The sequence below is a fragment of the Achromobacter pulmonis genome, assembly GCF_902859765.1.
GTDB lineage: Bacteria > Pseudomonadota > Gammaproteobacteria > Burkholderiales > Burkholderiaceae_B > Achromobacter > Achromobacter pulmonis.
Window position 1 is genome coordinate 147,548 of record NZ_CADIJV010000001.1, and the last position, 19,270, is coordinate 166,817.

The following is a 19,270-nucleotide window of genomic DNA, read 5'->3' on the forward strand; positions in this document are numbered from 1 at the left end:
CAACGATTCTTCAGCTTTCTTACCCTATACGAGCCCATGGCCCAATACGTCTACACCATGAACCGCGTCGGCAAGATCGTGCCGCCCAAGCGGCAGATCCTGCGTGACATCTCCCTTTCGTTTTTTCCTGGCGCCAAGATCGGCGTGCTGGGCCTGAACGGCTCGGGCAAGTCGACGCTGCTGAAGATCATGGCGGGTGTGGATCGCGAGATCGAAGGCGAAGCCATCCCCATGCCGGGCCTGAATATCGGCTACCTGCCGCAGGAGCCGCAGCTCAACCCCGAGCACACCGTGCGCCAGGCGGTTGAAGAAGGCCTGGGCGCGGTGGTCACCGCCAAGAAGCGCCTGGACGAGGTCTACGCCGCCTACGCCGAGCCGGACGCCGACTTCGACGCGCTGGCCGCCGAGCAGGCCGAGCTGGAAGCCATCATCGCGGCCGCCGCTTCCAGCGGCGCCGACGACATCGAGCATCAGATGGAAATCGCCGCCGACGCGCTGCGCCTGCCGCCCTGGGATGCCATCGTCGGCAACCTGTCCGGCGGTGAAAAGCGCCGCGTGGCGCTGTGCCGCCTGCTGCTGTCCAAGCCCGACATGCTGCTGCTGGACGAACCGACCAACCACCTGGATGCCGAAAGCGTCGAATGGCTGGAACAGTTCCTGCACAAGTTCCCGGGCACCGTCGTGGGCGTGACCCACGATCGCTACTTCCTGGACAACGCGGCCGAGTGGATCCTCGAACTGGATCGCGGCTACGGTATCCCCTGGAAGGGCAATTACAGCTCGTGGCTGGAACAGAAGGAAGACCGCCTCAAGCAGGAAGAGTCGTCCGAATCGGCCCGCCAGAAGACCATCAAGAAAGAACTGGAGTGGGTGCGCCAGAACCCGAAGGGCCGCCAGGCCAAGGCCAAGGCGCGCCTGGCCCGCTTCGAGGAACTGTCGTCCTACGAATACCAGAAGCGCAACGAAACCCAGGAAATCTTCATTCCGGTCGGTGAGCGCCTGGGCAACGAGGTCATCGAATTCAACAACGTCAGCAAGGCCTACGGCGACCGCCTGCTGATCGACAACCTCAGCTTCAAGGTGCCGCCGGGCGCCATCGTCGGCATCATCGGCGCCAACGGCGCCGGTAAGTCGACGCTGTTCCGCATGATCGCGGGCCGCGAGCAGCCCGATTCGGGCGAAGTGAAGATCGGCCAGACCGTCAAGCTGGCCTACGTCGACCAGTCGCGGGATGCGCTCGAAGACAAGAAGACCGTGTTCGACGCGGTCGCCGACGGCGCTGACCTGCTCACCGTGGGCAAGTTCGAAATGTCCTCGCGCGCCTACCTGGGCCGCTTCAACTTCAAGGGCGGCGACCAGAACAAGGTGGTCGGCCAACTGTCGGGGGGTGAACGCGGCCGCCTGCACATGGCCAAGACGCTGATCGCCGGCGGCAACGTGCTGCTGCTGGACGAACCGTCCAACGACCTCGACGTCGAAACGCTGCGCGCGCTCGAAGACGCGCTGCTGGAGTTCCCCGGCAGCGTCATGGTCATCAGCCACGATCGCTGGTTCCTGGACCGTATCGCCACGCACATCCTGGCCTTCGAAGGCGATTCGCAAGTGGTGTTCTTCGACGGCAACTACCAGGAGTACGAAGCCGACAAGAAGCGCCGCCTGGGCGAAGAGGGCGCCAAGCCCAAGCGCCTGCGCTACAAGGCGCTGAAGTAAGCGCGCCCGCCAGTCAGCCTGAGAATCCCGGCCATTGCGCCGGGATTTTTTTTGCCGGCCTGGGCCCGGGTGACGGTCCTGGCGCCAGGCAGGCAGGCCGGCGAGCCTGCCGCGATATCATGAGCGCTATGGCGTCGCGCAGGCGGTGGCCCGCCGATGCGGCGCGATCAGGCCGTTCTCAAGATTCCAGGAGATCCCCATGCTGCTGCAAGCTTCCGATTCCACGCTGCTCATCGTCGATATGCAGGGGCGCCTGATGCCGGCGATCCACGACGGCGACGCGGTGGTGGCGGCCAACGCCAAGCTGGCGCGGGCCGCGCGGCTGCTGGAGGTGCCGGTGGTCGCCACCGAGCATCACGGCAAGATGCTCGGTGTCACGGTGGCGCCGCTGGCCGAACTGGTGCAGTCCACCTTCCAGAAGATGCACTTCGGGGCCACGCGCGAACGCGGCTTCGATGCCTGGCTGCCGGCCGCGCGCAAAACCGTGCTGGTCACCGGTTGCGAGGCGCACATCTGCGTGTTGCAGACCGTCATCGGCCTGACTGAAATGGGCTACAAGGCGGTGCTGGTGACCGATGCGGCCGGCTCGCGCAAGCCCGCCGACCACCATGCCGCGCTGCGCCGCGCGCGTGCCCATGGCGCCGAGATCGTCACCACCGAAATGGCGATCTTCGAATGGATGGAAACTTGCGAGCATGCGCGGTTTCGGGACGTGTTACGTCTGGTCAAATAGGGGGCGCCAGCTGCAACATTGTCCCGGGGAGTCGCAAAGATTCCCTCGCCCTTTGACACAATTCCTGGGCAAACTTCACACCCCGCGCACGGATATTTTGCGATCCTGGAGATTCCAAACCCATAAGGGGTATCGTGCGCTCGCGTCAGGACTCAGGTGCGGCCCCGGGGACAAGAATAGGAGCCTCATCATGAAAATCGCATCTCTTTCCAAAATCTGTGTCGCTGTGGCCATGACCGCCGCAATGGCGGGATGCTCGTCGTGGGACAGCATGAGCCACCGCCAGAAAAGCACGGTGGGCGGTGCGGCGCTCGGCGGTGTGGCGGGTGCTGTCATCACCAATGGCGGCATCCTGGGCACGGTGGGGGGCGCGGCCATCGGCGGTGTCATCGGCGACCAGGTGGGCAAGCACTGAGCCACGGCGCCCCGCGCCGCCGCCTGTGCGACGGCGCCAGACGCAAAAACGCCCGGCATCGCCGGGCGTTTTTCGTTGCGGGCGCCGCGAGCGCCCGCGTCCGGCGCCGGCCAGCGGCGCGCGGAACGCTTCAAGACTCGCTTTGCGGCATCTCGATCTTCACTTCCAGGACTTCCAGGGTGTCCTGGCGTTCCAGGTGCACCTTGATGTCTTCGGGATTGATCTTCACGTACTTCGAGATCACCGCGATCAGCTCCTGCTGCAATTGCGGCAGGTAGTCGGGCGAGTCGCCGCGGCCCCGCTCGTGGGCCAGGATGATCTGCAACCGTTCCTTGGCGACGGACGCGGAAGTTTTCTTTTGACCAAGCAGAAACGACAGGAAGGACATTGCTTACTTGCCTCCGAACAGGCGCTTCAGGAAACCCGGCTTTTCATAATCGGTAAAGCGCAGGGCCTTGTCTTCGCCCAGGTAGCGGGCCACGACGTCTTTGTAGGCCTCGGAGACGTCGGTGTCTTTCAGGTGGATGGCGGGCAGGCCCTGGTTGGAGGCTTGCAGCACGGCTTCGGATTCGGGAATGACGCCGATCAGCTTGATGCGCAGGATGTCCTCGATGTCGCCCAGCGACAGCATTTCGCCGTCGACCACGCGCTTGGGGTTGTAGCGCGTCAGCAGCAGGTATTCCTTGACCGGTTCGTCACCCTCGACGGCGCGCTTGGACTTGGCCGCCAGGATGCCCAGGATGCGGTCGGAGTCGCGTACCGACGAAACCTCGGGGTTGGTCACGACCAGTGCGTCGTCGGCGAAATAGGCCGCCATCAGCGCGCCGGTTTCGATGCCGGCGGGCGAGTCGCAGACGATGTAGTCGAAGCCCATTTCCTTCAGGTCGTTGATGACCTTTTCCACGCCTTCCTGCGTCAGCGCATCCTTGTCGCGCGTCTGCGAGGCCGGCAGGATGAACAGGTTTTCAAGCTGCTTGTCCTTGATCAGCGCCTGGTTGAGCGTGGCTTCGCCCTGGATCACGTTGACGAAGTCGTACACCACGCGGCGCTCGCAGCCCATGATGAGATCGAGGTTGCGCAGGCCGACATCGAAGTCGATGACAGCGGTCTTGTGGCCCCGCATCGCGAGGCCCGCGGAAAAACTGGCGCTCGTCGTGGTTTTGCCCACGCCGCCTTTGCCGGAAGTCACCACAACAATGCGTGTCATGACGATCAAACCCTTATGTTCGAATAAATCGCGTTATCGTAAAGCAAAAAGCCCGTGTAAGGCTTCTTACAGAATGTGTTGAATGCGCGCGGATTGCGTTGATGCAACCGTGGCTTGCAGGAACGGCCCGGGCCGGGATCGGCGGCGCCCATCATGGGGCCGCGGCGCGGGTGCGCCATGTCAGGCTTTCAGCGCCTCGATGCGCAGGGTATCGCCGTCCAGGCGCACCAGCGCGGGCTGGTTGTGCAGCGACCGGTCCAGCTTGTCCTCCACCACGCGGTACACGCCGGCCACGGCCAGCAGTTCGGCATCCAGATGCGTGGTGAAGATGCGCGCCGAGGTGTCGCCGCGCGCGCCGGCCATGGCCTTGCCGCGCAGCGGGCCGTACACGTGCACGTTGCCGTCGGCGATGACTTCGGCGCCCTGGCTCACCATGCCGATCACGACCAGGTCGGTATGGCGCGCATAGACCCGTTGGCCCGAGCGCAGCGGCCGGGTAATGACCAGGGCCGACGAAGACTGGGGCGCGGCCGGCGTCGGGCTGGGCGCCGACGTGGTGCTGGCGGCGGCGCGCCCGGGCAGCGGATCGGCGGCTTGGGCGGGTTGCTCCGCGGCCTTGTCCTTTGCCTGGCCGGCGTCGATGGCGCCTTCGGCGGCGGCAGAGGGTGTGGCAGTGGGGGCGGGCGCGATCTCGACCGCGGCCGCCGGCACGGACGGCACCGGCGTCGCCACGTCGTTGGGCGGCGCGGTGTCGATCACTTGCGCCGGCCGGGCCGAAGGGGTGGACAGTTCCACGGGCGTCAGGCCGGCGGCGCGGGCCGCGTCCAGGTTGGCGCCCTCGGCCACCACGCCGATGGGGGGCAGGTTGTGCGCGCGCAGGGCGGCGACCAGCGCGTCCCAGTCAATGGTCTCTTCGACGCGGCTGGCGTCGACGACCACGGGCTCGTTCTCGAAGAAACTGCCGGCATCGGCCATGCGCTTGGCCAGCGCGGCGTTCAGGCGCTCGGGGTCGGCGCTGTGCAGGACCACCCGGATGGCATACAGGGTGGCGCTCTTGAAGTCCAGGGCTAGGGATTCAGTGTTCATCTTGATTGGGGCTGGCGGTTCGGGGCGCCTGGAAGGGGCGCGCGCAACCGGCTGCGGAATGTCGGGCATGATAACCCGCCGCGGGCCCGCGCAATCGCTTCGCCAAGGGGAAAAACCCCGGGCTGTGCGGGGGATAGCGGCGCGGCCGGCCCTGGAAAACCGACCGCGCGGCGGATCAACCCTGCGCCCAGGAATCCCGCAACGTCACCACGCGGTTCAGCACCGGCTTTTCCGCCGTCGAGTCCTTGAGATCGGCGGTGAAGTAGCCCAGGCGCTCGAACTGCCAGGTGGCCCCCGGCGTGGCGATCGTGCCCGGCTCCAGCCAGGCGGTTACCGTCTGCTTGGAGTTCGGGTTCAGGCAAGCGATGAAGTCCTTGTCGCCGCCGTCCGGGCGCGGGTCCGCGAACAGGCGGTCGTACAGGTGGATCTGCGCCGGCACCGCATGGGCGGCGCTGACCCAGGTGATATTGCCCTTGACCTTGACGCTGTCCGCGCCCGGCGTGCCGCTCTTGGTGTCCGGCAGGTACTCGGCCTGCACTTCGACCACCTCGCCCGCCTCGTTCTTGGTGAAGCCGGTGCAGCGCACCACATAACCGTACTTCAGGCGCACCGTGTTGCCCGGGAACAGGCGGAAATACTTCTTCGGCGCTTCCTCGCGGAAATCGTCGCGCTCGATCCAGAGTTCGCGCGACAGCGGGAATTCGCGCACGCCGGCATCCGGATCGTGCGGATTGCGCGGCGCCGTGCAGAGCTCGGTCTGGCCTTCCGGATAGTTGGTGATGACCAGCTTGAGCGGGTCCAGCACCGCCACCGAGCGCGGCGCGATCGGATCCAGGTCGTCGCGCACGGCCTGTTCCAGCAGGCTGTAGTCGATGCGCGAATCCGACTTCGACACCGCCGTGCGGTCGCAGAACAGGCGGATCGAGGCCGGGGTGTAGCCACGGCGGCGCAGGCCGAAAATGGTCGGCATGCGCGGATCGTCCCAGCCGTCCACGTGGCCTTCGCGCACCAGTTGCAGCAGCTTGCGCTTGCTGGTGACCACGTAGCTCAGGTTCAGGCGGGCGAATTCGTACTGGTGCGGCAGCGGCCGGGCCAGCTTGCCCAGTTCCGCCAGGCGTTCCAGGATCCAGTCATAGAACGGCCGCTGGTCTTCGAACTCCAGCGTGCAGACGCTGTGGGTGATGCCTTCGAGCGCATCCTCGACCGGGTGGGCCCAGCTGTACATCGGGTAGATGCACCACTGGTTGCCGGTGCGGTGGTGGGTGGCATGGCGCACGCGGTACATGACCGGGTCGCGCAGGTTGATGTTGGGCGAGGCCATGTTGATCTTGGCGCGCAGCACCAGGCTGCCGTCCGGGTGCTTGCCGTCGCGCATCTCGCGCAGCAGCGCGATCGACTCGGCGGCCGGGCGGTTGCGCCAGGGCGAGTCGGTGCCGGGTTCGGTCAGGGTGCCGCGGTTGGCGCGGATCTCGTCGGGGCTCTGTTCGTCGACATAGGCGTGGCCGGCCTCGACCAGCGCCTCGGCGAATTCATACATGTAGCCGAAGTAGTCGCTGGCGAAATACAGGTTGTCGCGGCCATCGGCCTTCCAGTCGAAGCCGAGCCAATGCACCGCCTCGATGATGGCGTCAACGTATTCCTGGTCTTCCTTCTCGGGGTTGGTGTCGTCAAAGCGCAGGTGACAGACACCGCCGAAGTCGCGGGCCAGGCCGAAGTTCACGCAGATGCTCTTGGCGTGGCCGATGTGCAGGTAGCCGTTGGGCTCCGGCGGAAAACGGGTGCGGATCTTCGCCGGATCGGGCTCGCCCTGCTGCTGCACGGCGGCCGGCCCAGGCTTGCCCGCCCAACGCTTGCCCTGGAAGCGGTTGGCTTGCAGGTCGTCTTCGACGATGTTGAGCAGGAAATTTGATGCGGCGGGGGTCGGCGTCGTGGCGGAGGTCATTCTTGAAAGAATAGGAAAAAGCAGCGACAAAGCGTCAATTTTGCCACGTTCCCGCGGCGAGCCCTTTTTGGCCCGCTGCAAGCGGTTTCAAACCGGCCCCCATTGTCATGTAACTGGCTCTACACTACGGGCCATCATGGATATCTCCACCCTTTCCCTGGCCCGCGCGCAATTCGTGGCCAGCCTGAGCTTCCTGGCGCTGTTCCTGGCCGTGGCCCTGGCGCTGGCTTGGGTTCTGCTGTTCTTCAAGATCCGCGCCCGCGTTTCGGGACGCAGCGGCTGGACCGCCGCCTATCGCTTCTGGGTCCGCATCTTCGCCCTGTCGTTCGTGCTCACGCTGGCCGCTTGCGTGCCGGTGCTGATCCAGCTGGGCAGCTTGTGGTCCGGGCTGATGGACAAGATCGGTAACGTCGCCGGCCCGCTGCTGGGCTACGGCATCCTGTCGGTCTTCATTCTCAAGTCCTGCTTCCTCGGCGTCATGCTGTTCGGCCAGCGCCGGGTGTCGGATGGCATCCATACCCTGGCGGTGCTGATGGTGGCGGTCGGCCAGCTGGTGGCGCTGTTCTGGGTGCTGGCGCTGCAATCCTGGATGCAGACGCCGGATGGCGCGGTGCTGGTCGATGGCCGCTACCAGGTCTACGACTGGGCCGCGGTGGTGCTCAACCCCTCCGTCGGCTGGCGCCTGGCGGGGGTGGTGGTGGGCGCGGCCCTGGCCGCCGCCTTCCTGATGATGGGCGTGACCGCGCTGCAAGCGCTGCGTCGTCCGCTTGGCGACGGCGAGCGTGCCACGTTCAAGACTGGCCTGGTCATCGCCGCGCTGGCCGCCGTGCTGCAATTGCCCGTGGCCGTCGGCGCCGGCCAGACAATGGCCAAGTACCAACCGGCCAAGGCTGCCGCCGCCGCTGGCTACTGGGAAAGCGGCAGCGAGCCGAACCTGGTGCTGTTCGGCTGGCCCGACGCCCGCGCCCACACCAACGTGGCGGACTGGACCCTGCGCAATGCCGGCGGCATGTGGCTGCACCGCAACGAGGACGGTACCTACCAGGGGCTGGACAAGTACTCGGGCATGCTGCCGCCGGTGGCGCTGACGTTCTGGTCGCTGCGGGTCGCCGCGGGGCTGGGCCTGCTGATGCTGGCCGTTTCCTGGGTCACCTTCCTGTGGACCTGGCGCCGCGGCATGGACGTCGCGGTGCTGCCGCCATGGTGGCAGCGCGTGCTGTGCGGCATGATGTTCTCGGGCGGCATCGCCGTGGTGGCCGGCTGGTGGGTTTCCGTGATCGGTCTGCAGCCCTTCGTCGTCAACGGCACGGTCACGCAATCCGAGGTGCTGGGCAGCGTGTCCTCCAGCACCGTGCTCTATGGCCTGGCCGGCTACGGCCTGTTGTACGCATTGCTGCTGGCGGCCTTCGCCGGCATGCTGTTCCACGCGGCCCGCTACGGCGTGGTGCCGGTGCGCAAACTGGGTGGAGGCACGCCATGATTGCCATGCTCGCGGCTTCGCAGGGGTTGAGCCCCGACGATCCCTCCTTCTGGATGCCGCTCGCGTTCATGGGCCTGCTGTTCATCGTCATCGCCGCGGGCGTGGTGCTGGACGGCTTCGACCTGGGCGTGGGGATTCTGCTGCAACTGGCGCCCGAGCAGGAGCGGGGGCGCATGATGAGCCTGCTGAGTCCCTGGCGCGATGCCAACGAGTTCTGGCTGCTGCTGGGCATGGGCCTGTTCGCCTCGGCCTTCCCGTTCGCGTGGGGCGCCGTGCTGGGCAAGCTGTACGGGCCGCTCACGTTCATGGTGCTGGGGGTGGTGCTGCGCAGTGTGGCGTTCGAATTCCGCATCCGCGCCCGCACCGAGGCCAAGCCGCGCTGGATTCTCGGCTTCTGGGCCGGCTCGCTGATAACCGCCTTCGGCCAGGGCATGCTGCTGGGGCGCATCGCCACCGGCTACCAATCCGATGCCGGCTACGGCTGGTTCGCGCTGTTCGTCGGCCTCTGCGCGGTGGCTGCCTATGTGCTGCTGGGCGCGTCCTGGCTGGTGATGCGGGTCGATGGCGACCTGCAACGCCGCGCCGCCAACTGGGCGCGCCACGCGATCCGTTGGACTGCCGTCGGCATGGTCGCCATTGCCGTCACGCTGGGCCTGGCCAACGCCGGTATCTTCTACAAGTGGAGCAACATCGCCCACCTGAGCCTCGCGGCCACCGTCTGGCTGCTGATGCTGGCGGGCTTTGTCGCCGCCGAAATGCTGCTGGCGCGCCTGCCTGGCCGCGCCGACCGCTTCAGCTGGCTGCCGTTCGTACTATGCGTGGCGCTGTTCCTGCTGATGCTGAGCGGCCTGGCCTACAGCCTGTTCCCCTACTTGATCCTGGACGACATGACGCTGTGGGACGGCGCCGGCGCGCTGGGCTCGATGCGGCTGGTGATGGCCGGCGCGGTGGTGGGGATCCCGGTGGTGCTGGTGTTCAATATCCTGGCCTACCGCTCGGTGTTCGGCAAGGAGCGCGCGCCCGTGCCGCTGTTGCCGCCGCCGTCGTCTTGACCGCTGCCGCGGGATACGCCGGCGGCCGGCAGCCGTGCCGGCGCGTCTTGGTCCCGCACCCCGGCGCGCGGATGCCGTCCGGCGCCCGGCGCTACAGCACCGGCCGCGCCACCCGCTGCAGGATTTCCTCGCCGTAGGCTTCCAGCTTGCGCGCGCCGACGCCACTGATGTGGCTGAGTGCGTCCATCGAGTCCGGCTGGGCCAGCGCGATCTCGCGCAGCGTGGCATCGTGGAAGATGACATAGGCCGGCACGCCGTGGCTCTTGGCCACTTCTCCGCGCCAGGCGCGCAGCGCCTCGAACACCGGCTGCAGTTCGGCGGGCAGGTCGATCGCCGCGGCCTTGGCGCGGCTGCCGCCGGTCTTGCCGGAGCGGGTCTTCTTTTCGGATTCGCGCCGCAGCATCAGTTGGCGCTCGCCCTTGAGCACGGCGCGGCTGCCTTCGGTCAGGGCCAGCGTGCCATAGCCTTCGTTGTCGACCGTCAGCAGGCCCTGCGCCAGCAGCTGCCGCAGCACGCCGCGCCAGGCCGTGTCGCTCAGGTCTTCGCCCACGCCAAACACGCTGAGGGTTTCGTGGCCATGCTGCCTGGTGCGTTCGGTGACCTTGCCGCGCAGGATGTCGATGATGTGGCCGGCGCCATAGCGCTGGCCGCGTTCCTTCCAGAGCCGGTACACCGCCGACAGCACTTTCTGCGCGGCCACCGTGCCGTCCCAGGCCTGGGGCGGGTCGAGGCAGACATCGCAATTGCCGCAGGCGCTGATGTGCTGGCCGAAATACGCCAGCAGCCGCACCCGCCGGCATTCCACGGTTTCGCACAGGCCCAACATGGCGTCCAACTGCTGGCCGAGGCGGCGGCGATACGCGTCGTCGCCGGGGGATTCGTCGATCATGCGGCGCTGCTGCACCACGTCTTGCAGGCCGTAGGCCAGCCAGGCAGTGGCGGGCAGGCCGTCGCGGCCGGCGCGGCCGGTCTCCTGGTAATAGCCCTCGACCGACTTGGGCAGGTCGATGTGGGCCACGAAGCGCACGTCGGGCTTGTCGATGCCCATGCCGAAGGCGATGGTGGCGACCATGACCACGCCGTCCTCGCGCAGGAAGCGCGCCTGGTTGGCGGCCCGCACCTGCGCGCTGAGCCCGGCGTGATAGGGCATGGCGTCGATGCCCTGGTTGCAGAGGAATTCGGCCGTTTCCTCGACCCGCGCCCGCGACAGGGCGTAGACCACGCCGGATTCGCCTTCGTGTTCGGTGCGGATCATGTCCAGCAACTGCTTGCGCACCTCGTTTTTTTCGACGATGCGGTAGCGGATGTTGGGGCGGTCGAAACTGGAAACGAAATGGTGCGCGTCGGTCAGCGACAGGCGCTGGGCAATTTCGGTGCGGGTCTCGGCGGTGGCGGTGGCGGTCAGCGCGATGCGCGGCACGTCGGGCCAGCGCTCGTGCAGCATCGACAGGCCCAGGTATTCCGGCCGGAAGTCGTGGCCCCATTGCGAGACGCAGTGGGCCTCGTCGATGGCGAACAGGGCGATGTTGCCGCGTTCCAGCAACTGCAGGCAGCGGTCGGTCAGCAGGCGCTCGGGCGCCACATACAGCAGGTCGAGCTCGCCGGCCAGGAAGGCCTGCTCGACGTCGCGGGCCACGCGCCATTCCTGGGTCGAATTCAGGAAGGCGGCGCGCACGCCGAGTTCGGTCAGCGCGTCGACCTGATCCTGCATCAGCGCGATCAGCGGCGACACGACGATGCCGGTGCCCGCGCGCACCAGCGACGGAATCTGGTAACAGAGCGACTTGCCGCCGCCGGTGGGCATCAGCACCAGCGCGTCGCCGCCGTCGATGACTTGCTGGACGATGGCTTGCTGGTCGCCGCGGAAGGATTCGTAACCGAAAACGCGCTGCAGGACACCTAGGGCGCGCGTGTCAGACATGGGGGTAGGCCGTGAGCATCATGGCGGGGATTTTAAGCCGCAAATCCGGCCGCCCGGGCGCGGCTGGACATTTCCGTCCGTCGGCCCGCCGATTCACCAGCTCAGCCACGTGCCGCGCATGAAGGCGTCCACCGGCATGCTGAGATTGGCGCGCCACTCGTAATGGCCCGAAATGATGTCGCGATCGGCCCCCACCGCCAGCTTGACCCGCGGCGCCACGAACATGCTGTGACTCAGGCCGAACCGCTGTTCGGCCAGCGCCGAGCCTTCGTGCAGCCCCGAATAGGTGCCGCTCAAAGTGCCCCAGCCGGTGATGGGCACCCCGGCCGAGAAGGTGTTGCGGGTTTGCGGCGCGCTGGCCACGCCGCTGGTATAGGTGGACAGGTCGCCGAAACCGGCGCCGATCTGTTCGTTGGTGTAGCCCAGATTGACCATATCGGCCACGTCGACGCGGTAGCCGAAGCGGTAGCGCCAGGCGTTGGTGGCATCGAACGAACTCTGGGTGGCGCCGGCCTGGAAGGTGCCGTAGTCGCCGGCGGAGTAGGTGGTGCCCAGGCCGCGGGTGGTCAGCGATGGCGCGCTCTGCATCTGGCCTTCCAGTGTCAGCACCGGCGTCAGCCCGTAGCGCACCGTGCCATTCCCGACCGAGGCGCCATAGTCGACCGCTCCCGAGGTGGCGGCCGGGTCCATGCGGTTGAGTCGTCCGAGCGACGACGAATAGCCGAACGCGCCCTCCGCCAGCGGTGCCGTGCTGCTTTGCAGGTTGGAGATCTGCAGCCCGCCGACCGGCGCGCTGCTGCCCCAGGCGGGCGCATTGGCGCTGATATTGCCCACCGCGAACGACGGCCCGCTGAGGTTGCGGTAGGTCCAGCTGCGGTCGCCGTCGTAGCGCAGGCCGTCCTGGCCGCTGACCGAGGCAAACCAGGGGCGGCTGGGGCGCGACACGCCGGAGATGACGACCACTGGCGGCCGGGGTATGTCCCCGCTTTCGAGGTCGAACGTATAGTCGGGCGTTTCGGCCGGGGCCGCGGCGATCTCGGCGGTGTCGCAGCCCAGCGGGCCGGCGGCGGCATCGCCGGACAGGGTCGGCCCTGTCCCCGGTATCACTTCGGCGTCGCTGCCGGCCACGCTGGTGTCCATGGCCGGCTCGCTCGTCTGCATTTCGCAGGGAGCCGGGTCCAGCGGCACCGCCCGCGAGGCCATCGAGGTGGCCGGCCGCACCGGCACCGGCTGCACTGGCGACAGCACGCCGATGCCGCGCGCGATGTAGGCTGGCACCGGCGCAGCGGATGTGGAGACGGCCGACGCGCTGCCGAACGCCGGCATCATAGGGCTGGCCAGTCCAGCCACGAATACCGTGTGCAGCAATAACCGTTTGCGCCAATGTGCAGGGGCGACCATAACCGACAGTGTAGAAAGGGGACGTTGCCGCCGCTGTAAACGATTTTTAGTAAACCCGACCAGCGTATGCGCGGGCAATGGGCGGTATTTTAGGGCCAGTCCGATTGCCGTGCCATGTCGGCGCCAATGGGCCGGCATCCGCGCCAAACATCGTGCAACAGGTATATTTCAGATGATTTCCCGGCTCTTGCCGCCGACGTCGGACGGCTCCACTATGGCATCCATGGACAATCCCCACACCAAGCTGCTGGTCGTCGACGACGACCCGGCCCTGCGGCAACTGCTGGCCGACTACCTGAACCGCCATGGCTACGACACGCTGCTGGCGCCGGACGCCAGCGACCTGCCGTCGCGCATCACCCGCTATGCCCCCGATCTGCTGGTGCTGGACCGCATGCTGCCGGGCGGCGACGGGGCCGATGCCTGTCGCCGCCTGCGCGAACAGGGCGAGGACATCCCCGTGATCCTGCTGACCGCCCGCGACGAGGCGGTGGATCGCATCATCGGCCTGGAGGCTGGCGCCGACGACTACGTCGGCAAGCCCTTCGATCCCCGCGAATTGCTGGCCCGCATCGAGGCCGTGCTGCGGCGCAAGCGCGGCCCCTCGGCGCTGACCAAGGACGCGCCGGTCACCTTCGGCCCGTTCCTGTTCGACCCCTCCACCCGCCAGCTCTCGCGCGACGGCACGGTGGTCAAGCTCACCGGCGGCGAAATCAACCTGCTCGAGGCGCTGGTGCGCAATGCCGGCAAGCCGCTGTCACGCGAACGCCTGCTGGCGCTGGCGCGTGACGACGACGCCGGCGAACGCAACGACCGCGCCATCGATATCGCCATCCTGCGCCTGCGCCGCGTCATCGAGGACGACCCCAAGCAACCCCGCTGGATCCAGACCGTCTGGGGCATCGGCTACCGGTTCTCGCCCTGATGCGCTTCTCCGCCAGTTCCCTGGTGCCGCGCTCGCTGCGGGCGCGGCTGATTCTCCTGATTCTCGGCTCGGTGCTGTTGACGCAGGCGGCGACGCTGGTGACCGTCTCGTACTTCCGCCACAAGTTCATGGAAGACGTGGCCATCGGCTACATCACCACCACCATCCGTACCCTGCGCGCGGCCGTGTCGCAGGTGCCGGCCGAGGACCGCGCCGATTTCGTGCGCGCCGCCTCGCAGAACCAGTGGCGGCTGTGGTCGCGGGTATTGCCGGCCGAAGCCAAGCTGCAACGTTTCAATGGCCGCCGTCCGCCGCCGCGCAATCTGCCGCGGCCGCCGCTGCCGAACGCGCAGATCCACGGGCCGCCTTTGCCGCCGGACATGCGCGGCGACGAGCGCGAGGTCGACGAGCAGGCGGCCGAGCGCGCGCGTCAGCGCGAACGTGAAGAATATGTGCGCCGCCACAAACCCGAGCCCGACGACATCCGCCGCGATCTGCGCGGGCTGGTGCAGCAGCTCAACGAGCGCCTGAACGACGGCACCCGCGTCGCGCTGTCGCATGGACCCACGCCGGAAATCTTCATTTCGCTGGCGCCCAACCCGGCCACCGAGGACGCGCCGCGCCTGCGCGAATGGCTGGTCATCCCGCTCGACCGTCTCGATCCGCCCGTGGCCACGCCGTTGGTCGCGGCCTGGCTCGGCGGCCTGGGCCTGTTGCTGTTGCTGGCGGTGGGCTTCTCGTGGCATATCACCCGGCCCATCACCCGCCTGGCCGACGCTGCCGATCGCCTGGCCGCCGGCCAGCCGCAGCGGGTCGAGCCCTCCGGTCCGCACGAAACCCGCGTGCTGGGCGAGCGCTTCAACGCCATGCTGGACGCGCTGGCCGAGTCCGATTCGGTCAGGCGCACGCTGTTGTCGGGTTTGCCGCACGACCTGAAGGGGCCGCTGTCGCGCATGTGGCTGCGCATCGAACTGGCCGACGATTCCGCCCTCAAGGAGGGGCTGCGCACCGACCTGCAGGACATGCAGCACATGGTCGACCAGTTCATCGGTTTCGTGCGCGGCACCGATCCGGCGGCCTACCGCTACGCCTCGATGGCGCTGCCCGACTGGCTCACCGAGCGCGTCAATGCCTGGCGTGGCGCGGGCACCGACATCCAGCTCAAGACCTACGACGGCGATGATGCGCTGGTGGTGCAGGGCGATGCCGTCGCCCTGGGCCGGCTGCTCGACAACCTGATCGGCAACGCCCTGAACCACGGCGCGCCCCCGGTCGATGTCAGCCTGCGCCGCGAAGGCCGCGATGCGGTGCTGGACGTGGCCGACCATGGCCCGGGCATCGCGCCGGAACGCCGCCAGGAGGCATTGCGGCCGTTCAGCCGCCTGGACGATGCCCGTACCCGCACCGGCAGCGTCGGCCTGGGACTGGCGCTGGCCGAGGCCATCGCCCGCGCCCACGGCGGCTCGCTGGAACTGCTGCAGGCCGGGTCGGGCGGGTTGTGCGTGCGGGTCAAGCTGCCGGTCGCGGACGGCGGCTGATCCGGCCCGGGCGCGTTTTGCACCCGGCGCCGGCGCCGCGTGCGGCGGTTACGGTACGATGCAGCATCCCGCTCAGCATTCTGTTGTTTCCGCACCATGGCCATCCAGTCCGATTCGCTTTCCTCTCGTCCCGACGCGCCCCGCATCGTGGCGCCGCAGCCGGCGTCGCCCAACGAGGAGTCGATCGAACGCGCCCTGCGTCCCAAGGCGTTGCAGGAGTATGTCGGCCAGCAGCGTGCGCGCGAACAGCTCGAGATCTTCATCGCCGCCGCCCGCAAGCGCGGCGAGGCGCTGGACCACGTGCTGCTGTTCGGCCCGCCGGGCCTGGGCAAGACCACGCTGGCCCACATCATCGCGCACGAAATGGGCGTGCAGCTGCGCCAGACCTCCGGCCCCGTGCTCGAACGTCCCGGCGACCTGGCCGCGCTGCTGACCAACCTGGAAAAGAACGACGTCCTGTTCATCGACGAAATCCACCGCCTGTCTCCCGTGGTCGAGGAAATCCTCTATCCGGCGCTGGAGGATTTCCAGATCGACATCCTGATCGGCGAAGGCCCGGCCGCGCGCAGCGTCAAGCTCGACCTGCAGCCGTTCACGCTGGTCGGCGCCACCACCCGCGCCGGCATGCTCACCAACCCGCTGCGCGACCGTTTCGGTATCGTTTCGCGGCTGGAGTTCTACAACGCCGACGACCTCGGCCGCATCGTCACCCGCAGCGCCGGCCTGCTCAATGCCATCATCACGCCGGATGGCGCCGCCGAGGTGGCGCGCCGCGCCCGCGGCACGCCGCGCATCGCCAACCGCCTGCTGCGGCGCGTGCGAGACTACGCCGAGGTCAAGGCGGGCGGCACGATCGACGCCGATGTCGCCGGCCGCGCCCTGGCCATGCTCGAGGTCGATCCGCAAGGCCTGGACCTGATGGACCGCAAGCTGCTCGAGGCCATCATCCACAAGTTCGACGGCGGCCCCGTGGGCGTCGACAGTCTGGCCGCCGCCATCGGCGAAGAACGCGACACCATCGAGGACGTGATCGAGCCCTACCTGATCCAGCATGGCTATCTGCAGCGCACGCCGCGCGGCCGCACCGCCACCCTGAGCACCTGGCGCCACCTGGGCTTGACCCCGCCCGCGGGGTCAGCCAGCGGCAGCGGCGAGCTGTTCGGCAAGTAAATCGCTCGGGCATCCCGGGGCAGCGGCGCCGGCGGGTTTATGATCCGGAGGTTTCGTTTCCGACTTTCTCCGCGATCCAAGGACTGCTTCCATGCTGCCCGAACTACCTTCATTCGACGACGTCGCGCGCGCCAGCGAGCGCCTGGCCGGCCATGCGCATCGCACGCCGGTGCTGACCTCGACCACCGCCGACGCCATCGCCGGCGCCTCGCTGTTCTTCAAGTGCGAGAACTTCCAGCGCATGGGCGCGTTCAAGTTCCGCGGCGGCTTCAACGCCATCGCGCGCCTGACCCCTGAGCAGCGTGCCGCCGGCGTGGTCACATTTTCGTCGGGCAACCATGCGCAGGCGATTGCGCTGGCCTCCAAGCTGCAGGGCGTGCAGGCCACCATCATCATGCCGCTGGATGCGCCCGCGGCCAAGCGCGCCGCCACCGAGGGCTACGGCGGCCGGATCGTCACCTACGACCGCTACACCGAAGATCGCGAGGAAATCGCCCGCCGCATCCAGGCCGAGACCGGCGCCACGCTGATTCCGCCGTACGACCACGAGGACGTGATCGCGGGGCAGGGCACCGCGGCCAAGGAGCTGTTCGAGGACGTCGGCGAATTGGATTACCTGTTCGTGTGCCTGGGCGGCGGCGGGCTGTTGTCGGGCTCGGCGCTGTCGGCGTTCGCGCTCAGTCCGCGCTGTCTGGTCTATGGCGTCGAGCCGGAAGCCGGCAACGACGGTCAGCAATCGCTGCGCAAGGGCGAGATCGTCCGCATCCAGGCGCCCAAGACCCTGGCCGATGGCGCCGCCACCACCCATCTGGGCCATCTGACCTTCCCCCTCATCCAGAAGTACGTGCGCGACATCGTCACGGTGACGGATGAGCAGTTGGTCTCGACCATGAAATTCTTCGCCGAGCGCATGAAGATGGTGGTGGAACCCACCGGCTGCCTGGCGGCCGCGGCCGTGCTGCAGGGGGTGGTGCCGGTGCGCGGCGCGCGCGTGGGCGTCATCATCAGCGGCGGCAACGTCGACCTTCCGGCCTACGGCAAGTTGCTGGCGGGCTGACCCGGCCAGGCCGGAGCGCCGGCGGGATATCGTCCGGCGCTTTGGCCGCGCGCTTGCGGATGCGGCCGGTGCAAGGCAGAATCGGGCCTGAATCCTGAAGAACAGGGGCTGCTACATGCGTATCCTTGTCATCGGCGGCACCGGCTTCATCGGCCGTCATCTCATCGCCCGGCTGTCGGGCGGGCAGCACCAGATCCTGGTGCCCACCCGCCGCTACGGCCAGGGGCGCGAACTCCAGATCCTGCCCACCGTCACGTTGGTCGACAGCGACGTGCATGACGACGACGCGCTCGATCGCCTCGTGCGCGGCTGCGACGCCGTGGTCAACCTGGTCGGCATCCTGCACGGCAATGCCGGCCGACCCTATGGTTCCGATTTCGCGAAGGCGCACGTGCACCTGCCGCAACGCATCGCGCGCGCCTGCCGCCGCCAGGGCGTGCGCCGGCTGCTGCATGTCAGCGCGCTGGGGGCGGATTCCAGCGGCGCCAGCATGTACCAACGTTCCAAGGGCGATGGCGAGGCCGCCATCAAGCAGGAACTGGTCGGCTGGCGCGAAGGCGGCTGGACCCTCTTTCGCCCGTCGGTGGTGTTCGGGCCTGATGACAATTTCACCAACCTGTTCGCGCGTCTGGCGCGCTGGCTGCCGGTGCTGCCGCTGGCCGGCGCGAATGCGCGCATGCAGCCGGTGTATGTGGGCGACGTGGTGGCGGCGATGCTGGCGGCGCTGGGCGATACGCATACCTGCGGCAAGACTTACGAGCTGGGCGGGCCGCAGGTCTACACCCTGGGCGAGATCGCGCGCCTGTGCGCAGCCTGGAGTGGCCATCCGCGGCCCGTGGTGGGCATGCCGATGGGCGTGGGCCGCATGCAGGCCTTGCTGTTCGAATGCCTGCCGGGCGAACCGCTGATGTCGCGCGACAATCTCGATTCCCTGCGCAGCGACAACGTCTGCGGCGCGCCGATGGCGCCCGAATTGAACGTGGTGCCGACCGGCCTGGAGGCCGTGGCGCCCGGTTACCTGGCGCCGGCGCGATAGGGGCGCGGTCCGGGCGCGCCGCTCAGCGCACCAGCGCCTTCAAGGCCTGCTTGATGCCGTCCGACACGCCGACGCCTTCCGGCAGCGTCTTCAGGGCCGACAACGATTCCTTCTCGGAGTACCCCAGCGCCAGCAGCGCATTCAGGATGTCGGACTGGTTGTCCTGCACCGCGTGCGCGCTGGCGCCGATGTCCGCGCCCAGCTTGCCGCGCATTTCCAGCAGCAGACGTTCGGCGGTCTTCTTGCCGATGCCCGGCACGCGCGTCAGGCGGCCCGATTCCTGCAGCGTGATGGCCTGGGCCAGATCGGCCACCGACAGGCCCGACAGGACCGATAGCGCGGTGCGAGCGCCGATGCCGCTGACCTTGATCAGCTCGCGGAAGGCGCTGCGTTCGCCGGCGGTGGCGAAGCCATAGAGGATGTGGGCGTCTTCGCGCACCGTCAGGTGCGTATACAAGGTGACGCGCGCGCCGGTTTCCGGCAGCGAATACAGCGTGCTCATGGGCACGTCGATGTCATAGCCCAGACCGTTGACGTCCACGCACACAGTGGGCGGCAGTTTCTCGATCAGGGTTCCGGTGATGCGTCCGATCATGG

At 67.8% G+C, this 19,270-nt stretch carries 17 protein-coding genes; 10 read left to right on the top strand and 7 right to left on the bottom strand.

Going from position 1 to position 19,270, the window contains the following annotated elements; translation table 11 throughout:
• Positions 1–36 precede the first annotated feature (36 nt).
• The 3 genes from ettA (at position 37) to HV701_RS00630 (ending at position 2,858) form a co-directional block, all read left to right on the top strand.
• A complete protein-coding gene (gene ettA / locus HV701_RS00620; protein ID WP_175131222.1) occupies positions 37–1,710 on the top strand; it encodes an energy-dependent translational throttle protein EttA in 1,674 nt (557 codons plus the stop codon).
• Positions 1,711–1,909: 199 nt separating this feature from the next.
• Positions 1,910–2,443 (top strand): isochorismatase family protein, encoded by a 534-nt coding sequence (locus tag HV701_RS00625; RefSeq protein WP_175131223.1) that lies wholly within the window; start codon positions 1,910–1,912, stop codon positions 2,441–2,443.
• Positions 2,444–2,633: 190 nt separating this feature from the next.
• Positions 2,634–2,858, top strand: coding sequence for a glycine zipper 2TM domain-containing protein (locus HV701_RS00630; protein WP_175131224.1), 225 nt, complete (start codon positions 2,634–2,636; stop codon positions 2,856–2,858).
• Positions 2,859–2,988: 130 nt separating this feature from the next.
• On the opposite strand, the gene minE is transcribed toward HV701_RS00630, so the two are convergent.
• The 4 genes from minE to HV701_RS00650 all read right to left on the bottom strand — a co-directional run bounded on the left by minE (position 2,989) and on the right by HV701_RS00650 (position 7,093).
• Complete coding sequence (minE, locus tag HV701_RS00635) at positions 2,989–3,246, bottom strand: cell division topological specificity factor MinE (RefSeq protein WP_006393143.1); 258 nt, start codon at positions 3,244–3,246, stop codon at positions 2,989–2,991.
• 3 nt (positions 3,247–3,249) lie between these two features.
• The gene (gene minD, locus HV701_RS00640; protein ID WP_175131225.1) at positions 3,250–4,065 is read right to left on the bottom strand and encodes a septum site-determining protein MinD; all 816 of its coding nucleotides are present in this window, start codon (positions 4,063–4,065) and stop codon (positions 3,250–3,252) included.
• Positions 4,066–4,245: 180 nt separating this feature from the next.
• On the bottom strand, positions 4,246–5,151 hold the full coding sequence (gene minC, locus HV701_RS00645; protein ID WP_175131226.1) for a septum site-determining protein MinC: 906 nt from the start codon (positions 5,149–5,151) through the stop codon (positions 4,246–4,248).
• A gap of 175 nt (positions 5,152–5,326) precedes the next feature.
• Positions 5,327–7,093 (bottom strand): glutamine--tRNA ligase/YqeY domain fusion protein, encoded by a 1,767-nt coding sequence (locus HV701_RS00650; protein WP_175131227.1) that lies wholly within the window; start codon positions 7,091–7,093, stop codon positions 5,327–5,329.
• Positions 7,094–7,229: 136 nt separating this feature from the next.
• Between HV701_RS00650 and HV701_RS00655 the strand changes: the two genes are divergently transcribed.
• Complete coding sequence (locus HV701_RS00655) at positions 7,230–8,573, top strand: cytochrome ubiquinol oxidase subunit I (RefSeq protein WP_175131228.1); 1,344 nt, start codon at positions 7,230–7,232, stop codon at positions 8,571–8,573.
• Positions 8,570–9,625 (top strand): cytochrome d ubiquinol oxidase subunit II, encoded by a 1,056-nt coding sequence (locus HV701_RS00660; protein ID WP_175131229.1) that lies wholly within the window; start codon positions 8,570–8,572, stop codon positions 9,623–9,625. Before HV701_RS00655 ends, HV701_RS00660 begins: the two co-directional genes overlap by 4 nt.
• 91 nt (positions 9,626–9,716) lie before the next feature.
• On the opposite strand, the gene recQ is transcribed toward HV701_RS00660, so the two are convergent.
• Positions 9,717–11,546 carry a DNA helicase RecQ gene (gene recQ, locus HV701_RS00665; protein ID WP_175131230.1) on the bottom strand — a complete coding sequence of 610 codons (1,830 nt, stop codon included), beginning with the start codon at positions 11,544–11,546 and terminating at the stop codon, positions 9,717–9,719.
• Between the two features lie 93 nt (positions 11,547–11,639).
• Positions 11,640–12,911 carry a fimbrial protein gene (locus HV701_RS00670; RefSeq protein ID WP_420867798.1) on the bottom strand — a complete coding sequence of 424 codons (1,272 nt, stop codon included), beginning with the start codon at positions 12,909–12,911 and terminating at the stop codon, positions 11,640–11,642.
• A gap of 259 nt (positions 12,912–13,170) precedes the next feature.
• On the opposite strand from HV701_RS00670, the gene HV701_RS00675 reads away from it, so the two are divergent.
• The 5 genes from HV701_RS00675 (at position 13,171) to HV701_RS00695 (ending at position 18,673) form a co-directional block, all read left to right on the top strand.
• Positions 13,171–13,872 (top strand): response regulator, encoded by a 702-nt coding sequence (locus HV701_RS00675; protein WP_175131231.1) that lies wholly within the window; start codon positions 13,171–13,173, stop codon positions 13,870–13,872.
• Complete coding sequence (risK, locus tag HV701_RS00680; protein ID WP_175131232.1) at positions 13,872–15,410, top strand: sensor histidine kinase RisK; 1,539 nt, start codon at positions 13,872–13,874, stop codon at positions 15,408–15,410. The genes HV701_RS00675 and risK overlap by 1 nt, the downstream gene beginning before the upstream one ends.
• Before the next feature lie 96 nt (positions 15,411–15,506).
• Positions 15,507–16,580, top strand: a complete 1,074-nt coding sequence (gene ruvB, locus HV701_RS00685; protein ID WP_175131233.1) for a Holliday junction branch migration DNA helicase RuvB — start codon at positions 15,507–15,509, stop codon at positions 16,578–16,580.
• 91 nt (positions 16,581–16,671) lie between these two features.
• The gene (locus HV701_RS00690; RefSeq protein ID WP_175131234.1) at positions 16,672–17,637 is read left to right on the top strand and encodes a threo-3-hydroxy-L-aspartate ammonia-lyase; all 966 of its coding nucleotides are present in this window, start codon (positions 16,672–16,674) and stop codon (positions 17,635–17,637) included.
• Between the two features lie 115 nt (positions 17,638–17,752).
• Entirely contained in the window at positions 17,753–18,673 is a 921-nt protein-coding gene (locus HV701_RS00695) for a complex I NDUFA9 subunit family protein (protein WP_175131235.1), read from the top strand.
• Positions 18,674–18,695: 22 nt separating this feature from the next.
• Here HV701_RS00695 and ruvA read toward each other — a convergent pair whose 3' ends face one another.
• Positions 18,696–19,268, bottom strand: coding sequence for a Holliday junction branch migration protein RuvA (gene ruvA / locus HV701_RS00700; protein WP_175131236.1), 573 nt, complete (start codon positions 19,266–19,268; stop codon positions 18,696–18,698).
• Positions 19,269–19,270 lie beyond the last annotated feature (2 nt).

Bases quoted from the DNA above. Each gene is read 5' to 3' on its own strand.
- minC (WP_175131226.1), bottom strand. From the start codon at position 5,151: ATGAACACTGAATCCCTAGCCCTGGACTTCAAGAGCGCCACCCTGTAT.
- ruvB (WP_175131233.1), top strand. From the start codon at position 15,507: ATGGCCATCCAGTCCGATTCGCTTTCCTCTCGTCCCGACGCGCCCCGC.
- minD (WP_175131225.1), bottom strand. From the start codon at position 4,065: ATGACACGCATTGTTGTGGTGACTTCCGGCAAAGGCGGCGTGGGCAAA.
- HV701_RS00655 (WP_175131228.1), top strand. From the start codon at position 7,230: ATGGATATCTCCACCCTTTCCCTGGCCCGCGCGCAATTCGTGGCCAGC.
- risK (WP_175131232.1), top strand. From the start codon at position 13,872: ATGCGCTTCTCCGCCAGTTCCCTGGTGCCGCGCTCGCTGCGGGCGCGG.
- HV701_RS00690 (WP_175131234.1), top strand. From the start codon at position 16,672: ATGCTGCCCGAACTACCTTCATTCGACGACGTCGCGCGCGCCAGCGAG.
- minE (WP_006393143.1), bottom strand. From the start codon at position 3,246: ATGTCCTTCCTGTCGTTTCTGCTTGGTCAAAAGAAAACTTCCGCGTCC.
- ettA (WP_175131222.1), top strand. From the start codon at position 37: ATGGCCCAATACGTCTACACCATGAACCGCGTCGGCAAGATCGTGCCG.
- HV701_RS00650 (WP_175131227.1), bottom strand. From the start codon at position 7,093: ATGACCTCCGCCACGACGCCGACCCCCGCCGCATCAAATTTCCTGCTC.
- HV701_RS00630 (WP_175131224.1), top strand. From the start codon at position 2,634: ATGAAAATCGCATCTCTTTCCAAAATCTGTGTCGCTGTGGCCATGACC.
- HV701_RS00625 (WP_175131223.1), top strand. From the start codon at position 1,910: ATGCTGCTGCAAGCTTCCGATTCCACGCTGCTCATCGTCGATATGCAG.
- HV701_RS00675 (WP_175131231.1), top strand. From the start codon at position 13,171: ATGGACAATCCCCACACCAAGCTGCTGGTCGTCGACGACGACCCGGCC.
- HV701_RS00695 (WP_175131235.1), top strand. From the start codon at position 17,753: ATGCGTATCCTTGTCATCGGCGGCACCGGCTTCATCGGCCGTCATCTC.
- recQ (WP_175131230.1), bottom strand. From the start codon at position 11,546: ATGTCTGACACGCGCGCCCTAGGTGTCCTGCAGCGCGTTTTCGGTTAC.
- HV701_RS00660 (WP_175131229.1), top strand. From the start codon at position 8,570: ATGATTGCCATGCTCGCGGCTTCGCAGGGGTTGAGCCCCGACGATCCC.
- ruvA (WP_175131236.1), bottom strand. From the start codon at position 19,268: ATGATCGGACGCATCACCGGAACCCTGATCGAGAAACTGCCGCCCACT.